The sequence below is a fragment of the Luteimonas terricola genome, assembly GCF_004352845.1.
GTDB classification, from domain to species: domain Bacteria; phylum Pseudomonadota; class Gammaproteobacteria; order Xanthomonadales; family Xanthomonadaceae; genus Luteimonas; species Luteimonas terricola.
This window is the reverse complement of sequence record NZ_SJRX01000009.1, coordinates 22,106-42,027: the sequence shown is the minus strand read 5'-3', so window position 1 is coordinate 42,027 and position 19,922 is coordinate 22,106. Positions and strand designations below refer to the sequence as shown.

The following is a 19,922-nucleotide window of genomic DNA, read 5'->3' as shown; positions in this document are numbered from 1 at the left end:
GCGGCCGCTGCTGCGCTGCCGCCGCGGTCGTCGTCGCGACTGCCGGCCGCGCTGGTGGTCGCGCAGCCGGTGGCCAGCGCGATCGTGAGCGCCGCGGCGAGCGTGGCGTGTGGCTTGAGTCCCATGTGTCGCTCCCCGAAGTCAGTCGCACACCCTAAGCGGGCGGCGCGGCCGCAGGCAATGGGCAGAAGGTTGGGGCTGCGACCACGCCATGCCAGAATCCCCGGAAAGCGAGGAGGACCAATGAAGGAAAAGGAACAGATCGTCGAGAACTGGCTGCCGCGCTACACCGGCGTGCCGCTCGACGGCTTCGGAGAGCACATCCTGCTGACCAACTTCGGCGGCTACCTGGGCCACTTCGCACGCCTGACGGGCGCTGCGATCGTCGGTGCCGACCGTCCGATGCCGAGCGCCACCGCCGACGGCATCACCATGATCAACTTCGGCATGGGCAGCCCCAACGCGGCCACGCTGATGGACCTGCTGTCGGCGATCGCGCCCAGGGCGGTGCTGTTCCTGGGCAAGTGCGGCGGCCTGAAGCGCAAGAACCAGCTCGGCGACCTGGTGCTGCCGATCGCCGCCATCCGCGGCGAGGGCACCAGCGACGACTACCTGCCGCCGCAGGTCCCGGCGCTGCCGGCGTTCGCGCTGCAGCGCGCGGTCTCGACCTCGATCCGCGACATGGGCCTGGACTACTGGACCGGCACCGTCTACACCACCAACCGCCGCGTCTGGGAGCACGACGAAGCCTTCAAGGAGCGCCTGCGTACCATGCGCTGCATGGCCATCGACATGGAGACCGCGACCATCTTCGCGGCCGGCTTCGCCAACCGCATTCCCTGCGGCGCGCTGCTGCTGGTCAGCGACCAGCCGATGATCCCCGAGGGGGTGAAGACCGAGGCGTCCGACGCGCAGGTGAGCACGCGCTTCGTCGAGGACCACATCCAGACCGGCATCGAGGCGCTGCGCCTGATCCGCCGCCACGGCAAGTCCGTGCGCCACCTGAGGTTCGACGAATGAGCGCCGTGCACGGGTTGCCGACGGCGCGCGAGATCGTGGCGTTCTGGCGCGAGGCCGGCCCGCCGAAGTGGTTCAACGGCGGGGCGGCGTTCGACGAAGAAGTGCGGCAGTTCCTGGAAGGCGCGCACTTCGCCGCCGCGCGCCGCGAACTCGAAGCCTGGGTGGACGATGCCGACGGCGCGCTGGCCGTGCAGATCCTGCTCGACCAGGTGCCGCGCAACATCTTCCGCGGCAGCGCGCACTCGTATGCGACCGATCCGCTGGCGCTCCACTACGCCGAGCGCATGCTGGAGTCCGGCCTCGACCGCGAGGTGGATCCGGAGCTGCGCGTGTTCTGCTACATGCCCTTCGAGCATTCCGAGGTGATGGCGGACCAGGAGCGCGCGGTGGCGCTCATGGCCGACCTCGGCGAGACGTACCTCGGCTACGCGGTGCGGCACCTGGAAGTGATCGAGCGCTTCGGGCGCTTCCCGCACCGGAACCACGCGCTGGGCCGGGCCAGCAGCGCCGACGAACAGGCCTGGCTGGACGCCGGCGGCGGCTTCTGAAGGCGGGGGCGCGCGCTTCCGGCGCGCGTCCCCTTCCGGCACTCAGTAGCGCGGGATCTCCGCGTCCACGTCGGCCCAGGCGTCGATGCCGCCTTCGATGCTGTAGACCTCGCGGAAGCCGAGCTGGCGGAAGTGTTCGGCCGCCTGCGCGCTGCGGGTGCCGTGGTGGCAGAGGAAGGCCAGCGGCGTGTCCCTGGGCAGGCCTTCCAGCGCGCCCGGGCCGTCGTCGAGGGTGGCGTGCGGCACCGGCGCGGTGGCGCTCGCGCGTTCCTCGGCCGGACGCACGTCCACCAGCCGCAGGCTGCCGTCCGAAACGCGGGCATGGACATCGGTCGGCGACAGCGCGCGCACCGGCGGCGGCGCGTTCGGGTTCTCGATCACCAGGCCGCGGCCGCGGGCGTCGTCGGCGAAATCGATCACGATGCCGTCGGCGCGGCGCGCGGCGGCCAGTTCCACCTGCACCGTGATGCCGTCGCAGTCCACGGAGATCGCCTTGGCGTCCTGGGTGGCCAGCGCCAGGCGGGTGCGGAAGCGCGGGTCGATGTCGATCTTCACCGCCAGGTCGCCGCCGGCGTCGTCGATCGCCTTGCGCAGGGTCGCGTGCGCGACCGGGGTGACGGTGATCGTCGGCGGCGTGCGGTCCGGCGGCGGCAGGCCGACCGCGGCGTGCAGTTCGCCCGAGTTCGCCATCTGCTCGATGATGTCGCTGCCGCCGACCAGCTCGCCGCCGATGTACAGCTGCGGGATGGTGGGCCAGTTGCCGTAGGCCTTGATGCCCTCGCGGATGTCGGCGTCGGCCAGCACGTTGACGTGGGCGAAGGGCTGCTCGAGCGAGGACAGCGCCGCCACCGCCTTGGCCGAGAAGCCGCACTGCGGCGCGCGCGGGTCGCCCTTCATGAACAGCACGATGCGATTGGCCTGCAGCAGGTCTTCGATGCGCTGGCGGAGGTCGGGGGCAAGGGTCATGGCGGGCACCGCGGTGTGTAGTGTGGGGACGCGACAGGGTACTCCCCGTGCCTGGATCTCGCCTTGACTGGCATCATCCAGGGCGCCTTTCCACTCGACAATCCCCGGGAGCCGCCCCGGCGGCGACCCCGATGCCACCGTTCCCCTGATGCCCACCGACACCGCAATCCACATCACTCCGCGCCGCCCCCACGCCTGGGCCTGGGCCGCGCTGCTGCTGCACGCCGGCGTTGCCCTGGCCTGGTGGTGGCTGGGCTGGCACTGGGGCCTGGGGCTGCTGGTCGCGGTGCATCTGGGCTTCGTCTGGGGCACGCTGCACCCGGGTTCGCGCCTGTTCGGGCCCGTCATCCGGCGCTTCGTCGCCACGCGTCCCGAGGTCTGGCTGACCATCGACGACGGCCCCTCCGACGACACCCGCGTGATCCTCGACCTGCTCGATGCCCACGGCGCCGGCGCCACCTTCTTCCTGGTCGGCGCGCGCGCGGAAGCGCGGCCGGAGCTCGTGCGCGAGATCGCCGCGCGCGGCCACGGCATCGGCAACCACAGCCACACCCACCCGCAGGCCCGCTTCTGGGCGCTGGGGCCGCGCGCGATGCGGCGTGAGATCCTCGACTGCCAGCACACGCTGGCCAACATCACCGGCACCGCGCCGCGCTGGTTCCGTGCCGTCGTCGGCCACGCCAACCCCTTCGTCCACGCCCCCCTGCACGACGCCGGCCTGTCGCGCCTGGCCTGGAGCGCGCGCGGCTACGATGCCGTCGAAGCCGATCCCGCGCGCGTCGCTGCGCGCATCGCCCGCGACCTGGAGCCGGGCGCCATCGTCCTGCTGCACGAGGGCGCACCGCACGGGCGCAGCGCGGAGATCGTGGCCGCGGTGCTTGCCGAGCTGAAGCGTGCCGGCTACCGGGCAGTGATCCCGACAGATTGAACGCGGCGCCTGGCCACGAATCTGATTGATGGGAGAAGAGCCTTTTTTGGCCACGGATTTGCGCGGATTACGCGGATCTGGCCGAGGCAAGATTGTTGTCGAGATCCCATTTGAAAAAAAAGCTGCGACAGGGCGCGGTATTGGCGCTGGCCTCGCACTGATCCGCGTAATCCGCGCAAATCCGTGGCCAAAGAAGCTTTTCGCTTTTTCTGCCCTTCCCGCCTTATCCGTGTAGATCCGCGCCCCTCCGCGTAGATCCGTGGCAAAAAATGCTTTCCCCCGATCAAAGCGAAACCGCAGTCAATCCCGGCGCCCCACGACCAGCCAGTTGTTGAACGGCGTGTTCCCGTACAGCGGCCGGAATTCCACCGCCAGCCCCGCCTCGCCGAGCGTGGATTCCAGCTCTGCGCGCGTCGGGTAGCGCTTCGGCACTTCCTGCATCCAGCCCGCCAGGTGCGCCAGCCGGTCGGTGATGCGCGTGGTGCGGCCGCGGCGCGAGTCGTCGCCCAGTCCGCTGCGGATCACCAGGCGGGAGCCCGGGGTGAGCATGGCCGCGGTATCGGCGAGCAGCGCGGCCTGCGCCTGCGCGTCGAGGTATTGCAATACGTCGAGGATCGCCACGCTGCCGGCGTGCGGCGGCCAGCCGGCGGCGAGGTCGACGACGTCGAAGCACGCGCCGTCGGCATGGCCGCTGCGCGCGGCGATCTCGCGGCCGCGGCGGATCTTGTCGGCGTCGATGTCCACGCCGTGCCAGGGCATGGCCTGTCCGTCCCGGCGCAGCGCGTGCAGCAGCAGGCCGAGCCCGCAGCCGAGGTCGAGCACCGGTGCGGTGGTGCCGCGCAGCGCCTCGAGCACGCCGGGATACAGCGGGTCGGTGCGCAGCTTCGACAGCGTGTAGTAGTAGTCGTAGCGGTTGCCGTAGAAGCGCCGGGGCAGGAACGCCCGCGCGATCGCGCGCGCGTCGCCCGGGGGAAAGGGAGCGTCGGCGGAGCGGATGGTCATGGCGTCGTCCGGGGCGGTTGCAGCAGGCGGCGCGCGACCGGCAGGGCCAGGCGCGTCCACTCGGCGTACATGGTGGCGGAGGGGTGCAGGCCGTCTTCGGCGAGCATGGCGGGCTCGGCGCCGCGCGCGCGGCTCACGGCTGTGATGTCGACGAAGGCGACGCCGCGGGCGCTGCAGGCTTCGCGCGCGGTGGCGTTGTATGCATCGAGTTCGCGCGCGATCGCGTCCAGGTCGCGTCCGGAGGCGGCGGCGAACGGGGTCACGCTCCAGTCGGGGATCGACAGCACCAGCACGCGGTCCGCGCGGCCGCCGGCGAAGCCGATGGCACGTTCGAGCAGGGCGGCGAATTCGCCCGCGTACTCCGCGGCGCTGCGTCCGCGGTACTGGTTGTTGACGCCGATCAGCAGGCTGGCGAAGTCGAAGCGGCCCTGCGGGTTGGCGGCATCGATCGCGGCGTCGAGCTCGTCGGTGCTCCAGCCGGTGGTGGCGATCGTCTGCGGATCATCGAGTGCGATGCCTTCGGCGCGCAGGGCTTGTGCCAGCCGGTGTGGCCAGCGGCCTTCGACCGCGACGGCTTCGCCGATGGTGTAGGAATCGCCCAGGGCGAGATAGCGCAGGCCCATGCGTTCAGACCGGCGCGGACGCCGGCGTCGCCGTCTGCGGCGCGGGGTGGCGAGCCGCCGCCGCGCGTCGATCCAGCACGCGATCGATGCGCCGGAACACTTCGCGCAGCTGCTCCGGCTCCGGCAGCAGGGTGACCCGGAAGTGGTTGCGGTAGGGCACGTTGAAGCTCGAACCCGGCACCACCAGCACGTGCTCCTGCTCCATCAGCTCCAGCGCGAAGGCATGGTCGTCGAAGCCGCGGGCCGCGTCGCCGACGACGCCGGGGAAGGCGTACAGCGCGCCGTCGGGCACCTGCAGCCGCAGGTGCGGGCTGGCGGCGCAGGCCTCGGCAACCACGCGCCGCGCCTCGTGCAGGCGTCCACCCGGCGCGACCAGCGGGCCGATGGTGTCCAGCCCCGACAGCGCCGCCGGCACCGCGAACTGCCCCGGCACGTTGGCGCACAGGCGCAGCGCGCCCAGCAGGTCGATGGCGTGGCGGTAGTCGCGCGTCGCGTCGGCGCTGCCCGACAGCACCGCCCAGCCGATGCGCCAGCCGCAGGCCCGGTGCACCTTGCTCAGGCCGCCGAAGGACAGGCAGGGCCCGTCGCCGGCCAGCGGCGCCAGCGGCTCGAAGCGCGCCTCGTCGTAGGTGATGCCGTCGTAGATCTCGTCGGCCATCAGCAGCAGGCCGTGGCGCGCGGCGATCGCGACGATGCGCTCCAGCAGCGCGCGCGGATAGCTGGCGCCGGTGGGGTTGTTGGGATTGATCAGCACGATCGCGCGCGTGCGCGGCGACACCAGTGCCTCGATCTCGTCGGGATCGGGCAGGAAGCCGTCGGTCGCGTGGCAGCGGTAGTACACCGGCCGGCCGTCGTTGAGGATGGTGGACGCCGACCACAGCGGATAGTCGGGCGAGGGCAGCAGCACTTCGTCGCCGGGGTTGAGCAGGGCGCGCAGCGAGATGTCGATCAGTTCGCTGACGCCGTTGCCGATGAAGACGTCGTCGGCGGACACGCCCGGCGTGCCGCGCGCGGCGTGGTGCGCGGCCACCGCCCCGCGCGCGGCCGGCAGGCCCTGCTGGTGCGCGTAGGGGTCGGTGTCGTGGATGTGGTCGGCGATCGCGCGCTGCATGTGCTCCGGCGCGCGGAAGCCGAAGGCGCCCGGGTTGCCGATGTTGAGCTTGATCAGCGCATGCCCCGCGGCTTCGAGTTCGCGGGCGCGTCGCGCGAGTTCGCCGCGGATCTCGTAGCGCACCTCGGACAGGCGCTGCCGGGTGGCGACGGGGGGCTTGGACATGCGGGCGGATCGGCGTGGGCGAAGGCCAGAGACTAGCGGAATTCCCCGAACTGCGGGCATGCCGGGGCGGCCATGGGCCGCGGCGGCTCCAGCAGCACGGCCATCAGGCTCCGCGCCGCGTGGCGGGCGACCTCGTCCAGCGCCGCGGCGGGCGTGGCATCGCCCACCTCGTAGGTCACCGCCGGCGCGCCGAGGCGGCAGAACGCCCAGTTCTTGAACACCGCGGTGCGGGCGGCGGAAGGCTTCTCCTCGATGTCGAAGCCGGCCTGCATCGCCGCCATCCACGCGTGCAGCACGCCGCCCGGCACGTGCGAGGGATCTTCGGTCACCGTGTAGAACACGTCGCGGAAGGTGGAGTGGAAGTCGATGGCGAAGGCCACGCGCCCGGCGCCGAAGCCGCGTGCGGCCAGCAGGTCGCGCAGGGCGCGCGTCTCCGGCTGCGCGAACGGCCCCCAGTCGCGGTTGATGTCGACGCCGTTGGCGTTGCCGCGCCAGTGGCCTTCGACCACGCCGTCCGGGTTCAGCAGCGGCACCACCAGCACGCGCACCCGGTCGCGGAACGCGCGCGCCTGCGGCGTGTCGGCGGCCAGCGCCTCGACGAAGCCCATCAGCGCCTGGGTGCCGGTGTTCTCGGGCGGATGCTGGCCTCCGAGCACCAGCAGCAGCGGCGCGTCCGCGCCGGCGCCGAACTCGAACGCCCGCAGCGGCCGGCCCTGGACCGAGGTGCCGAAGGTGCGCGGCTCGACCCCCATCCCCGCAACGACGCGCGCCGACCAGGCTTCGACATCCCCGGGCAGCAGCGGCGGCTGCGCGAACACGCGCAGTTCGCCCGCGTCCAGCTGCAGCCACAGGCGGGCGCGTCCTTCGGCGTCGACCTGGAACTCGCCGGGGCCCGCCTCGCGCCACTCGCCGCCCCCGGTGCCGAGCTTGGGCACGTAGCGGTGGCGGTGGTTGTGCGGATAGGCGAACCGCAGCTCCAGCGCGCGCGGCGCCTCGGCGTGGACGCGGAAGCCGTACCAGGCGCTGGGGTTGACGGGGTGGGTTTCCGGCGCGATGTCGACGCGGTAGCTGCCGTCGCCCAGGCGCTCGACGCCGGACAGGCGCGCCGCCGGCAGCAGGTTGTCGAAGCGGAGGCCGTCCCCGTCGAAGCGCCAGGTCTTCCGGACCTGGGGCGCCACGCGCGACACCTCCGTGGGCGCAGTTGCGACAGCAGGTGGGGCCGCCGCCGTCGCCACCGGATCCAGCACCTGCGTTGACGCACAGGCGGCCAGGAACAGCGTCACCGCCACCGGCAGCCAGCGGGAGGCGCACGCGGCGGAACGGCCGCGGCGGTGCGGGCCCTGGTCGATGGAGTGGTTCATCCGGAATCCGTGCAGTCGCAGAGCGGTCGGATGGTCGCAGGCGGGCCGCACCCTGCCAAGCCGATGCCGCCGGCCGGCGGTTAGAATCGCGGCCATGGATCCCCGTCGCGCCCACGCTTGAACTCCCCGCCCGCCGACCTGCAGGCGATCGGCTGGCGGGCCGACATCGATCCGCGCTGGCGGGATGCGATGGCCGCGCATCCTGATGCGCACCCTGCGCGCGTGGTCGAGCAGCACCGCTCCGGCTACGTGGTGGCCACGGGCCCGGGCGAGGGCGTCGCGGTGGAGTCGCTGCCCGAATGGCAGCGCCCGACCGGCTATCGCAAGGGTACGGTGGCGCCGGAGGACCGGCCCGCGGTCGGCGACTGGGTGCTGGTCGAGGACGGCAGGCGCATCGTCGCCCTGCTGCCGCGTCGCAGCGCGATCAAGCGCGGTGCCGCCGGCGAGCACTACCGGCAGCAGCTGATCGCGGCCAACGTGGACGTGGCCTTCGTGGTCTGCGGGCTGGACGGTGATTTCAACCTGCGCCGCATCGAGCGCTACCTGTTGCTGGTGCAGGGCAGCGGCGCGCAGCCGGTGGTGGTGCTGACCAAGGCCGACCTGCCCGGTGCCGACGCGGCCGCCGCGCACGCCGCGCTGGCCGGCATCGAAGCGCTGGGGGTGCCGGCGGTGGCGGTGAACGCGAAGGACGCCGCGGCGGTCGAGGCGCTGGCGCCATGGCTGCATCCCGGCGACACGGTCGTGCTGGTCGGCAGCTCCGGCGCCGGCAAGTCCACGCTGACCAACACCCTGCTCGGCATCGACAGGATGAAGACCGCCGCGGTGCGCGAGCACGACGCCCGCGGCCGCCACACCACCACCCATCGCGCGCTGATCCCGCTGCCGTCCGGTGCCTGCCTGATCGACACGCCGGGGATGCGCGAACTCAAGCCCACCGGCGAGGAGGAGCTCGCAGACGGCGGCTTCGGCGACGTCGAGGTCCTGGCGGCGCAGTGCAGGTTCCGCGACTGCGCGCACGGCCGCGAGCCCGGCTGCGCGGTGCGCGCCGCGATCGCGCGTGGCGAGCTCGACGAGGGCCGCTTCCTCAACTACATGAAGCTGGGCGGCGAGGTCGCCGCCGCCGCGGACCGGCTCGCTTCCCGCCTCGCCGACAAGCAGGGCGCGAAGCCGGCGTCGCGCGCTGCGCACAAGCGGCCGGATGACAGGCACGGCAAGCGCTGAGTCCGGAACGCACTCCCTCACGCGGTCGGTGCACCGTCCCGTTCAGCCCGCGCGCGTGTCGCGCAGGGTCTTTGCGAACACCGTCAGGAAGCGGCGCGCGGCTTCGGACGGGGGGCGGTCCTCCAGGTGCACGCATTGCACCTTGAAGCGCAGCGGCGGCGAGAACGGGCGGTGCGACGTGGCGGGGCCGGCCGCCGCGCGTGCGGTGAACTCGTCCACCACCGCCATGCCCACGCCGTGGCGCGCCAGCTCGGCGGCGATGTAGAAGGTCTGGTTCGACACCACTTCGTTCACCGTGATGTCCTCGCGCTGCAGCTCGCGGTTGAGCAGCTCGCCGACCGGGCCGCCCGTGGTCAGCCCCACCAGGTTCTGCCCGTCGAGAACCTGCAGGGGCACCTGCTCGCCGACGCCGGGCAGGGTGGCGGTCCGGAACAGCAGCATCAGTTCGCCGGTGTCGATGTCGCGGCGCTTCATCCGCGGGTGCGTCGGCGGGTCGTAGGCGATGGCGATGTCGCAGCTGCGCTCGTACAGCGCCTGGAACAACGCGTCGTGGTGCAGCGTCTGCACGTCGAAGGTGATGTCCGGGTGCCGCGCTCGGAAGCGGGCGATCGCCAGCGGTGCGATGTGCAGCCCGAGCGAGGGCACCACCGCCAGCCGGACGCGGCCGCCGGCCAGGCTGCGCAGGTTGACGACCGTCTTCTGCAGCGAGGTCAGCCGGCTGAAGACCTCGGAGACTTCGACGAACAGCTCGTGCGCCTCGTCGGTGGCGACCAGGCGGCCGCGCACCAGGCGGAACAGTTCCAGCCCCAACTGCTGCTGGGTGTGCTGCAGCACCTTGCTGACCGAGGGCTGCGACACGTGCAGCGTGCGCGCGGCGGCGCTGATGGAGCCGGTGGTGTAGACGGCGTGGAAGACCTCGATCTGGCGGAAACGCATGTCGCCCGGTACTCCTGCGTGGCAGCGGGCATGATCGTCGCCCGCGGCCCGGGTGTCGCGTGACTAAGGTTGTGCGGCCACGCCCTCGCGCCGCGGATCGGCGGCGCCCTGCAGCACGCCGTCGGCCCGGGCCACGCCATGCAGGCCCGAATCCTCGCCGGCGCCCGCGACGATATCGACGCCGAGGTCGGACAGCGCGGCACGCAGCGCAGGCGCAAAGGCGTCGGCTTCGCCGTTGAACCGCCCGCCGCGCGCGACCAGGTTGGGCAGGTCGACCGCCTGCTGCAGCGGCAGGTCCCAGTACAGCCAGCCGACCAGGGCCTTGGCGATGTAGGCGGGGATCGCGTTGCCGCCCGGCGAGCCGATGGCGCCGACGAAGCCGCCGTCGCGGTCGAGCACGATCACCGGCGACATCGACGAGCGTGGGCGCTTGCCCGGCGCGATCGCGTTGGCGGCCGCCGCGCCCGGGCCCCAGGAAAAATCGGTGAGCTGGTTGTTCAGCAGCATGCCGCCGACCACGCGCCCGGAGCCGAAATAGGATTCGATGGTGGTGGTCATCGACACGGCGTTGCCGGCGGCGTCGACCACCACGAAGTGGCTGGTGCCGGCCGGCTCGTCGGTGGCATCGGCATCGCGCGTGCGCGCCCCGGGCGGGCGGCCGGGTGCGGGTGCTTCGGGCGCGGCGCGTGCGCCGATCAGCGCGCGGCGTCCTGCGATGTAGCGCGGTTCGAGCAGGCCGTCCACGGGCACCTGCGCGAAACGCGGATCGCCCACGTAGTGGTCGCGGTCGGCGTACATCAGGCGGCTGGCCTCGGCCAGCAGCAGCCAGGCCCGTGGATCATCGGGGCCGCGCTGCGCGATGTCGGTGCCGTCGAGCAGCAGCATCAGCTGCAGCAGGCCGACGCCGCTGGCCGGTGGCGGAGCCGAGCAGACCAGCCAGGCCCGCAGCGGCCGGCAGAGCGCGTCGGTGCGTTCAGCGCCGCCGTTGCGGAGGTCGGTCGCGGACATGTGCGCCCCGTGGGGCGGGTCCGCCACGCGGGCGGCCAGGGCGTCGGCCAGCGGACCCGTGCGCAGGGCGTCGGCGCCGCGCGTGGCGATCATGCGCAGGCTGCTGGCATAGGCCGGATTGCGGAAGGTGTCGCCGACGCCCAGCGGCGCGCCGTCCGGGCCGGCGAACAATGCCACGACGTCGGGCGCGGATGCCTGCGGGAAGCGGCCCGCGATGTGGCGGTGCAGCCGTGGACTCAGCGCGAATCCCTGCTCGGCGCGCAGCGCGACGGGTTCGAACAGGGCGGCCCAGTCCAGCGCGCCGTGCGCGGCATGCGCGAGTTCGAGTGCGTGCAGCGCGCCGGGGATGCCGGTGGCGCGGCCACCGAGCATGGCCTCGGCACGTGGCAGCGCGCCCCCGTCCGCGTCGGTGAACATGTCGGGGCCGGCGCCGGCGGGCGCGTGCTCGCGGCCGATGTAGCTGTCGACGCGGCCGGACTTCGCGTCGTAATGCAGCACGATCGCCCCGCCCAGCAGGCCCGAACTCTGCGGCTCGACCAGCCCCAGCGTTGCCTGCACCGCGACCGCGGCGTCGATCGCGCTGCCGCCGCGGCGCAGCACCTCCAGGCCGGCCTCGGTGGCGAGCGGATGCGCGCTGCTGACAAGGCCCGCAGTGCGCGCCTCCGCGATATCGGCGGGCTGCTGCACCGGCGTGGCGACGCGGGCACCGGTGCCGCAGGCCACCAGGCCCAGGAGGGCGGCAACGAGCAGCGCGTGGCGCGACGTCGCGAGGAATGCGTGCAGCATGAACGTGACCATGGGCGGGATTCCTGCGGGGCCGCCGGCGCGTGCGTCGCCAGAGCGGATCGAGGCCCCGAGACTATCGCGGACGGACATCGCCCGCCCCTCGCTTTGCCGGGGTCTCCGATAGCGCCAGGTTATGGACGATCCATAGCCCGGGTGCATACCGGACCGCAGGAAAGCTGGGCGACAGCCGGGATCGCCTGCGGCAGTGTCGGAGCGGACGCGACTGAAGGACCCTAACCATGCGCAGGCCATCCGCCCCGATCCGCAGCGCACTGCTGTGCCTCTTCCTGGCCGCGACCACCTCGTCGGTGGCTGCGCCGGTGCCCGCTCCGGCGCAGGTGCGGCAGCTGCTCAACTACGAGCAGATCCACAAGCCGCTCGAGGCCGACGCCGGCATGGTGGTCAGCCAGAGCGGGCATGCCAGCCGGATCGGCGCCCAGGTGCTGCGCGATGGCGGCAATGCAGTCGATGCCAGCGTGGCCATGGCCTTCGCGATGGCCGTGACCCTGCCGCGCGCCGGCAACATCGGCGGCGACGGCTACATGTTGATCCACCTCGCGGACGAAGACCGCGCCGTCGCGATCGACTTCCGTTCGATGGCGCCCGCGCTGGCCACGCTCGATGCCTACGTGGGCGAGGACGGCAACCTCCAGGGCCACTCGGCGGGCATCCGTGCCGCCGGCGTGCCGGGCACGGTGGCGGGGCTGGCGCTGGCGCACGGAAAGTACGGGCGGCTGCCATGGAAGCAGCTGCTGCAGCCGGCGATCCGGCTGGCCGGGGACGGCATGGTGCTCAGCCGCGACGAGGCCTTCGCGCTGGACTGGGGCCGGGAGCGGCTCGCGCGCAGTGCCGCGGGCGCGGGGGTCTTCCTGCATCCGGACGGCTCCGCGCTGCGCGCGGGCGAGCGCCTGGTGCAGGCCGACCTCGCCTGGTCCCTGCGCCAGATCGCCGAGCACGGGGCCGATGCCTTCTATCGCGGCGAAATCGCCGAGCGCCTGGACGCCGGCATGCGCGCCCACGGCGGGCTGCTGCGCAAGCTGGACCTCGCCGCCTATCGCGCCATCGAACGCGAGCCGCTGCGCGGCAGCTACCGCGGGCATGAACTGCTGACCATGCCGCCGTCCAGCGGCGGCGGGCCGGGCATCGCGATGACGCTCAACATCCTGGAGCAGTTCGACCTCGCCGCGATGGGCGCGGGCTCCGCCGATGCGCTGCACCTGCTGGCCGAGGCGACCAAGCGCGCCTGGCGCGACCGCCGGGCCCACGCCAACGATCCGGCCGCGGCGCGCGTGCCGCTGGAAGGCTTTGTGTCGAAGGCCTACGGCGCGTCGCGGGCGGCCGCGATCACGATGGAGCGCGCGACTCCGGCCGCCGACGTGGAGGCCGGCGACATCTGGGCGCAGGAGGGCCCGGAGACCACCCACTTCTCGGCGGTGGACGGCGACGGCAACGCGGTCAGCACCACCTACACCATCGGCGCGGACTTCGGCTCCGGAGTGATGATCGAAGGCACCGGCTTCCTGCTCGGCAACCTGATCGGCAACTTTTCGCTGCAGGCCCAGCTCGAAGCCGCGCGCGACGGCCGCGCGCCGCCGGCGAACGCGCTGCGGCCGGGCAGCCGGCCGGTATCGAGCATGGCGCCGACCATGCTGCTGCGCGACGGCAGGCCCTGGCTGGTGACCGGCAGCCCGGGCGGCAACACCATTCCCGGCACGATCGTGCAGATGATCGTCAACGTCGTCGACTTCGGAATGAACATCGCCGAGGCCACCGCGTTCCCGCGCATCCACCAGCAGGTCACCACCCGAGGCGAACTCGACATCGAACGCGGGTTCAGCCCCGACACGCTGCGCATCCTGCGCGAACGGGGCCACCAGCCGGAGCAGGGCCAGACCATCGGCAGCACGCAGACGCTGCTGCTGGAAGCGCAGCGCGTGCAGGGCGCGGCCGATCCGCGGCGTCCCGGCGCCGAGGCCGTCGCGCAGTAGGCGCGGGCATAACCTGCCGCTATGGAACGGGATCAAAAAACGAGGCTTGGCAGGATCGCAGCGTCGCTAGAGTCGGGCCAGGGGAGCGTGCGACCGCGCGCGGATCCGTACCTTCGGAGGGGAGTCACCACATGCACCATCGCCTGATCAAACCGACGCTGCTCAGCGTCATCCTTGCATCGATGCTCCATAGCACGGCGTTCGCGCAGCAGCAGGACGGCGTCGAACCGGCGCAGCCGCAGGCCGAGGCCACGGCCAAGGACCTGGACGCCGTGGTGGTCGTGGGCAGCCGGCTTGCGAGCTCCCGGACCGAGGGTCCTTCGCCGGTGGTGGTGATGGACGAGGAGAAGATCGAGGCGACCGGCGCGATCTCCGGCGACGAGCTGCTGCAGGCGATCCCGCAGGTCGGCGACATGATGTTCAGCAACACCGACACCGCGTCCAACCTCAACGCGGCGCGCGGCGACGTCGGATCGATCAACCTGCGCAACCTCGGCACCGGCAACACGCTGCTGATGGTGAACGGGCGCCGCATGGTGCCGCACCCGGGCACGCAGACCGAATCGCTGGTGCCACGGCAGACCGCCAACATGAACGCGATCCCGCTGTTCGGTACCCGGCGCATCGAGACCCTGCTCGGCGGCGCGTCCGCACTGTACGGCTCGGATGCCGTGGCCGGCGTGGTCAACGTGATCCTGGACACGCACTACCAGGGCTTCCAGGTGCAGGCCCAGTACGGCGGTTCCGAGGACGTCGACCTGCGCCAGGGCAATATCAACTTCAAGTGGGGCCAGTGGTTCAACGACGGCCGCACGCGCGCCACGCTGGTCGGCGGCTGGACGCACCGCACCGACCTGCCGGCGGACGCGCGCGACTACACCGCCAACATGGACCGCCGCCCGCTGATGGAGGGGACCGAGTTCGAGGGCGTGACCGCGTTCGACGACCGCATCTCCAGCTCGGCCTGGGGCGCGTTCCAGACCGTCGGCAACGCGGCGGTGCGCGGCCCCGGAGGGGCGTTGATCACCAACGGCAGCGGCCAGTTCCACATCGATCCGGTCGGACACCACGGCTGCACGGCCGCGCTCGATGACGGGGTCTGCATCAACTCCGGCGCGCAGAGTACCGCCAGCGACCGCCCGCTTCGCTTCAGCCCCAACCACCAGCGCCTGATCATGGGCGAGCTGGACCGCATGAATGCGTTCGGGACGCTCGAGCACGACCTGGACGACAACTTCGTCGCCTTCGGCGAGCTGGCCTTCTACAAGGCGCGCTACCACGGCATGCGCGAGCAGGCCGCGCCGCTGGGCGCGGCGTCGATCCTGGTGTCGAAGGACAACTACTACAACCCGTTCGGCGCGATGTACCTCCCGGATGGCTCGCTCAACCCGAACCGCCTGGCGGGCATTGACGCCCCGGAAGAGGGTCTGGACGTCCGCCTGGCCAGCTACCGGCCGACGGACACCTCGCGCCCGTACACCGTGGACGACGAGTCATACCGTTTCCTCACCGGCGTGCGCGGCATGGTCGGTGGCTTCGACTGGGAGGGTGCGCTGCTGTACTCCTCCGCGACCACCACCGATACCCAGTACGGTTCGATCAGCAACACGCTGTTCTCCGAGGCGCTGTCGTGGAGCACGCCGGACGCATACAACCCGTTCCTGGGCGGAAACCGCGACGACTGGGGCGCGCCCGCGGACCCGGCACGGAACCAGGCGGCGATCGACCACTTCACCGTGCCGGTGGTGCGCGACAGCAAGGCGACCCTGTTCCAGCTGGACACCCGCTTCATCCGCGAGGACCTGTTCCAGGTGCCGGCCGGCCACGTGGGCGTCGCGTTCGGCGGTGAGTGGCGTCGCGAAACCCTGAACGACGACCGTGATCCGAGTTTCGACGGCACGCTCACCTATACCAATCCGATGACCGGAGCCATCACCAGCGACGTGCTTGGCGCCAGCCCGTCCGGCGACAACTCCGGGGACCGCGAAGTGGGTTCGCTGTACGCCGAGTTCGCGATCCCGCTGGTGCGCGCGCTGGACCTGCAGGTCGCCGGGCGCTACGAGCACTACTCGGACTTCGGCGGCGTCGCCAAGCCGAAGGTCTCGCTGGCCTGGGACATCGTCGACGGCATGATGTTCCGCGCCAACTGGTCGCAGAGCTTCCTCGCGCCCAACATCCTGCAGATGTATTCCGAGGGCACCACGGTCAGCAACACCCGCACCGACTACTACGTGTGCGAGGCCGACATCCGCAAGGGCACCATCGATGGCGTGCATCGCTGTGGCCGCAGCTACAGCACGATGGCGATCCGCAGCGGCAACCGGGACCTGCAGCCGGAGACCGCGGAAACCTGGTCGGCAGGCTTCGTGTTCCAGCCGCGCTTCCTGCCTGAATCCACCCGCATGACCTTCACCACCGATTACTTCGAGATCCAGCAGGAAGACGTGATCGGCATACTCGGCGAGGCCACGCACCTGGCCCTGGACTATCTGTTGCGCATGGAGGGCTCGTTCAACCCCGCCGTGGTGCGCCTGGAGCCGGACGAAGAGCGGATCGCACTGTTCGAAGGAACCGGACTCGATCCGGTGGGCCGGGTCGACTACGTCGACGACCTGTACATCAACCGCCTGCCCAGGACCACGCGCGGCATCGATTTCGGCGTCGACTGGCGCATGGCCACCGACACCGCCGGCACGTTCAGCGCCAGCCTCAATGCGACGCGCCTGATCCAGATGACACAGGATTCCACCGATGACGAGATGCGCATCATCGCGGCGCAGGAAGCCGGACTCATCGACGACAACTTCGACATCCGCAACGCCGGCAACCTGCTGGGCGTGAACGGCAAGCCGCAGTGGCGCGCGACCTTCAGCGGCACCTGGCGCAAGGACGGGTGGGGCCTGGGCACCTTCGTCAACCACATCGACGGGTTCGAATCGACCGGCGCGGTGTCCAACCTCGGCAACTACTATCCGGTGCCGAGCTGGACGACGACCAACGTCTGGGCCGAACGCCGCTTCAGCGGCACAGACGGCTTCCTCGACGGCCTGCGCGTCCGCCTGACCGTCCGCAACATCGGCGACCGCCAGCCGCCGCTGATGCCGACCGCGCTGGGCTTTTCGTCGCTGCACAACGCGCTGGGCCGTGGCTACTATCTGACGGTCACCAAGTCCTTCGACTGAGACACTGCCGCACCACCTGCCGGAGGAACCATGAAGAAGCGCACAAGGATGGACCGCCTGCTGTCGCTGGGCATGGGCCTGCTGCTGGCCTGCGCCTGGCAAGCGTCCACGGCCGCCGAGGGCATCGAAGACCAGCTGCGCGCCCTGATGGAGGAGCACGGGACGGTGGGCCTGGCGGTGGCGGTGGTGAGGGACAACGCCGTCGTCCATCGCAGCAGCCTGGGCTGGAAGGACCTGGAGCGGAAGATTCCGCTGGAAGAGGAGGATGTGTTCCGCATCGCGTCCATCTCCAAGTCGTTCGCCGCCGTCTCGGTGCTGCAGCTGGCCGAGCAGGGGCGGCTGTCACTGGACGACGAGGCCGGCGATCTGATCGGCTTCCCGGTGCGCAACCCGGCCTTCCCGGAGCGGCCGATCACGCTCCGGATGCTGCTGAACCACACCTCGTCGATCACCGACGGCCCGAAGTACGGCAGTCTTGATTTCATCAATCCCGACGCGGGCGGGCAGTGGCAGGACAGCTACGCCGACCGCGCGCCCGGCGAGCGCTACGAGTACTCCAACCTTGCCTACAACATGGTGGGGGCGATCGTGGAGCGCGCGTCCGGCGAACGCTTCGACGCCTACGTGAAGCGCCACGTGCTCGAGCCGCTCGGGTTGTACGGCGGCCACCTGGTGGACGCGCTGGACGCGGACCGGATCGCCCGCATCTACCGCTGGCGCGAGGGCGAGGGCTTCGTGCGCTCGGACGCGGCGTACGCGCCGCTGGGCGAGCGGCTTCACGGCCATGTCATCGGCTACGACGCGCCGGTGTTCTCGCCCACCGGCGGCCTCAAGATCTCCGCGCCCGACCTGGCGAAGTACATGTTGATGCACATGAACCAGGGCGCGTGGAACGGCGTGCGCATCCTCGGCGCGGAGCATGCGGCGACGATGCAGGAGCCGACCGTCGACATCGACGGAACGGCCGGGTACGGCCTGGCCATCCGGACCGAGCGGGCGCTGGTGCCCGGAGTGGTGCTGACCGGGCACACCGGATCGGCCTATGGCCTGTACAGCTCCATGTTCTTCGACGCGGAGGCGAAGTACGGTTTCGTGGTGATGACCAACGGCACCCGCGACACCGGCATCCGGGACGAGGTCAACCGGGCCCTGTACGAACACTTCATCGACGGTGCCGCGCTGGCGGCAGACGCGCCCGCCGTGTCGGATGCGGCGACGATGCAACAGGCGGGCATGGTCGACATCCGCAGTCTGGTGCCGGACATGTCGCAGGCCATCGCCTACGCCACCAGCGACAACTTCGTCGGCGCGCCGGTGGACGGCTACCTCGCGCCGCGCTGCTGGCTGAAGCGCGGGGCCGCCGGGGCGCTGGCGCGGGTGGAGGCGTCGCTGCGCGCCAGGCACATGCGCCTGCACGTCTTCGACTGTTACCGCCCGGTGCGGGCGGTCGCGCATTTCATGCGCTGGGTGAACGACGCGGACGACCAGGCCACCAAGGCGACGCATTATCCGGACCTGGACAAGCCGCAGCTGCTCGACGGCTACATCGCGCAGGTGTCCGGCCACAGCCGTGGCCATACCATCGACCTCACCCTGCTGCAGTGCGACGCGGGTGGCGCCGCCTGCGAACCCCTGGACATGGGAACGACGTTCGACTTCTTCGGACCCCGCGCCAACACCGACTCCCCGGACGTCAGCGCCGCGCAGCGCGCCAACCGGCATCTCCTGCGCGACGCCATGCAGGCCGGGGGCTTCGGCAACTACCCGATGGAGTGGTGGCACTACAGCTTCCGCTCCGGTGCTGAACCCGGGCCGCTGTATGACGTGCCGGTCAACTGAAGAAGTTGAGGAACCCGGTGATGACCAGCGCATTGCTGAAGTCGATGAAGAACGCACCCACCAGCGGCGCGACCAGGAACGCGCGCGGCGCGGCGCCGTAGCGCTCGACCAGGGTGCGCATCACCGCCATTGCATTCGCGGTGGTGCCGAGCATGAAGCCGATGAAGCCGCCGCTCATCACCGCGGCGTCGTAGTCGCGGCCCATCATCCGGAACACCACCAGGCAGAACGCCACCACCATCGCCACCTGCAGCCCGAGGTTCACCATCAGCGGCAGCGCCAGCCCGGCCAGCTCCCACAGCTTGAGGTTCATCAGCGCCACCGACAGGAACAGCGCCAGGCAGACGTTGCCGATGAGGTCGGTGGTCGGCACCGACATGCCGATCCAGCCGGTGGCGTCGTCGATGTTGCGGATCAGCGCGCCGACCAGCATCGCGCCGACGTAGGCCGGCAGGGTGATGCCGGTCGCCGAGATCAGGTCGCTGACCCAGCTGCCCAGCCACATGGCCACCAGGATCACCACGATGCTCTTCAGCGCGCCGTACTCCCGCTGGGCCTCGGTTGGCGCCGGTGCGGCGGCGGTGGCGGTGTCGTCGGGCGCAGCGTGGTCCTCCGGCCGGGTGGACACCAGGCGGAAGCGGCGGATCAGCACCGTGATCACCGGTCCGCCGATCAGCCCGCCGAGCACGATGCCCGACATGGCGGAGGCCACCGCGATCGATTCGGCGCCTTCCACGCCTGCCGCCTCGAACAGCGGTGCGAACGCCAGCCCGGTGGCGGGGCCGCCGGTGAGCGTGGTGGAGCCGGCCAGCACGCCGAACAGCGGGTGCAGGTCGAAGCCGGCTGCGACCGCCACGCCGAGCAGGTTCTGCGCCACCGCGAACAGCGTCGCCAGGCCAAGGAAGACGACCACCTGCTTGCCGCTGATCTTCAGCAGGCGCAGGCTGGCGTTGACGCCGATGGTGGTGAAGAACGCGATCATCAGCGGGCCCTGCAGGCCGGTGTCGAGCACGAACAGCGTCACATCGCGCTCGTGCGCGATCCACGCGCCGATCGCGAACACCAGCCCGCCGATCACCGGCGGCGGCAGGTTGTAGCGGCCGAGCACGGGGATCGTGCGGCACAGCGCATAGCCCAGGAACAGGGCGATGCCGGCGAGGGCGAGGGTCTGGACGGCGTCGAGCTGCAGCATGGCGTTCCTTATCGGCGTCGCGCCGCCCGCAGTTCGCAGGCGGCAC

Annotated in this window: 15 protein-coding genes and 1 pseudogene; 8 read left to right on the top strand and 8 right to left on the bottom strand. The window is 71.3% G+C overall.

Annotation, left to right across the window (positions count from 1 at the left end):
• The first annotated feature begins 243 nt into the window (after nucleotides 1-243).
• Together E2169_RS12665 and E2169_RS12660 are read left to right on the top strand one after the other, a co-directional pair.
• Complete coding sequence (locus E2169_RS12665) at nucleotides 244-1,020, top strand: AMP nucleosidase (protein ID WP_132986982.1); 777 nt, start codon at nucleotides 244-246, stop codon at nucleotides 1,018-1,020.
• The gene (locus E2169_RS12660) at nucleotides 1,017-1,568 is read left to right on the top strand and encodes a DUF924 family protein (protein WP_132986981.1); all 552 of its coding nucleotides are present in this window, start codon (nucleotides 1,017-1,019) and stop codon (nucleotides 1,566-1,568) included. The genes E2169_RS12665 and E2169_RS12660 overlap by 4 nt, the downstream gene beginning before the upstream one ends.
• A gap of 42 nt (nucleotides 1,569-1,610) precedes the next feature.
• Here E2169_RS12660 and grxD read toward each other — a convergent pair whose 3' ends face one another.
• The gene (gene grxD / locus E2169_RS12655; protein WP_132986980.1) at nucleotides 1,611-2,534 is read right to left on the bottom strand and encodes a Grx4 family monothiol glutaredoxin; all 924 of its coding nucleotides are present in this window, start codon (nucleotides 2,532-2,534) and stop codon (nucleotides 1,611-1,613) included.
• A 148-nt stretch (nucleotides 2,535-2,682) separates the two neighbouring features.
• Here grxD and E2169_RS12650 point away from each other — a divergent pair, with 148 nt between their 5' ends.
• Nucleotides 2,683-3,462: a polysaccharide deacetylase family protein gene (locus E2169_RS12650; protein ID WP_132986979.1), complete on the top strand. Its 780-nt coding sequence runs from the start codon at nucleotides 2,683-2,685 to the stop codon at nucleotides 3,460-3,462.
• A 300-nt stretch (nucleotides 3,463-3,762) separates the two neighbouring features.
• On the opposite strand, the gene E2169_RS12645 is transcribed toward E2169_RS12650, so the two are convergent.
• The 4 genes from E2169_RS12645 to E2169_RS12630 are packed head-to-tail and all read right to left on the bottom strand — an operon-like array spanning nucleotide 3,763 to nucleotide 7,724.
• Complete coding sequence (locus E2169_RS12645) at nucleotides 3,763-4,464, bottom strand: methyltransferase domain-containing protein (RefSeq protein ID WP_132986978.1); 702 nt, start codon at nucleotides 4,462-4,464, stop codon at nucleotides 3,763-3,765.
• On the bottom strand, nucleotides 4,461-5,087 hold the full coding sequence (locus E2169_RS12640) for an SGNH/GDSL hydrolase family protein (RefSeq protein WP_132986977.1): 627 nt from the start codon (nucleotides 5,085-5,087) through the stop codon (nucleotides 4,461-4,463). Before E2169_RS12640 ends, E2169_RS12645 begins: the two co-directional genes overlap by 4 nt.
• Before the next feature lie 4 nt (nucleotides 5,088-5,091).
• Nucleotides 5,092-6,363, bottom strand: coding sequence for an aminotransferase class I/II-fold pyridoxal phosphate-dependent enzyme (locus tag E2169_RS12635; RefSeq protein ID WP_132986976.1), 1,272 nt, complete (start codon nucleotides 6,361-6,363; stop codon nucleotides 5,092-5,094).
• Nucleotides 6,364-6,395: 32 nt separating this feature from the next.
• Nucleotides 6,396-7,724: a M14 family metallopeptidase gene (locus E2169_RS12630; RefSeq protein ID WP_165942419.1), complete on the bottom strand. Its 1,329-nt coding sequence runs from the start codon at nucleotides 7,722-7,724 to the stop codon at nucleotides 6,396-6,398.
• A gap of 117 nt (nucleotides 7,725-7,841) precedes the next feature.
• Between E2169_RS12630 and rsgA the strand changes: the two genes are divergently transcribed.
• Entirely contained in the window at nucleotides 7,842-8,945 is a 1,104-nt protein-coding gene (rsgA, locus tag E2169_RS12625; protein WP_370465132.1) for a ribosome small subunit-dependent GTPase A, read from the top strand.
• 42 nt (nucleotides 8,946-8,987) lie between these two features.
• Here rsgA and E2169_RS12620 read toward each other — a convergent pair whose 3' ends face one another.
• Together E2169_RS12620 and E2169_RS12615 are read right to left on the bottom strand one after the other, a co-directional pair.
• Nucleotides 8,988-9,881 (bottom strand): LysR family transcriptional regulator, encoded by an 894-nt coding sequence (locus E2169_RS12620; RefSeq protein ID WP_132986973.1) that lies wholly within the window; start codon nucleotides 9,879-9,881, stop codon nucleotides 8,988-8,990.
• A 63-nt stretch (nucleotides 9,882-9,944) separates the two neighbouring features.
• Complete coding sequence (locus E2169_RS12615; RefSeq protein WP_207918395.1) at nucleotides 9,945-11,687, bottom strand: gamma-glutamyltransferase family protein; 1,743 nt, start codon at nucleotides 11,685-11,687, stop codon at nucleotides 9,945-9,947.
• Nucleotides 11,688-11,914: 227 nt separating this feature from the next.
• On the opposite strand from E2169_RS12615, the gene ggt reads away from it, so the two are divergent.
• The 4 genes and pseudogenes from ggt to E2169_RS14655 all read left to right on the top strand — a co-directional run bounded on the left by ggt (nucleotide 11,915) and on the right by E2169_RS14655 (nucleotide 18,684).
• Nucleotides 11,915-13,663, top strand: coding sequence for a gamma-glutamyltransferase (gene ggt / locus E2169_RS12610; RefSeq protein WP_132986972.1), 1,749 nt, complete (start codon nucleotides 11,915-11,917; stop codon nucleotides 13,661-13,663).
• Nucleotides 13,664-13,794: 131 nt separating this feature from the next.
• Nucleotides 13,795-16,845, top strand: coding sequence for a TonB-dependent receptor plug domain-containing protein (locus tag E2169_RS12605; protein WP_132986971.1), 3,051 nt, complete (start codon nucleotides 13,795-13,797; stop codon nucleotides 16,843-16,845).
• 30 nt (nucleotides 16,846-16,875) lie between these two features.
• Nucleotides 16,876-17,982, top strand: a pseudogene (locus E2169_RS14660) (serine hydrolase domain-containing protein); the annotation flags it as partial.
• A gap of 63 nt (nucleotides 17,983-18,045) precedes the next feature.
• A complete protein-coding gene (locus E2169_RS14655) occupies nucleotides 18,046-18,684 on the top strand; it encodes a M15 family metallopeptidase (RefSeq protein ID WP_370465152.1) in 639 nt (212 codons plus the stop codon).
• Here the strand turns inward: E2169_RS14655 and gltS are convergent.
• Nucleotides 18,677-19,876: a sodium/glutamate symporter gene (gene gltS, locus E2169_RS12595; protein WP_132986970.1), complete on the bottom strand. Its 1,200-nt coding sequence runs from the start codon at nucleotides 19,874-19,876 to the stop codon at nucleotides 18,677-18,679. The two genes, E2169_RS14655 and gltS, sit on opposite strands and share 8 nt — an antisense overlap.
• Nucleotides 19,877-19,922 lie beyond the last annotated feature (46 nt).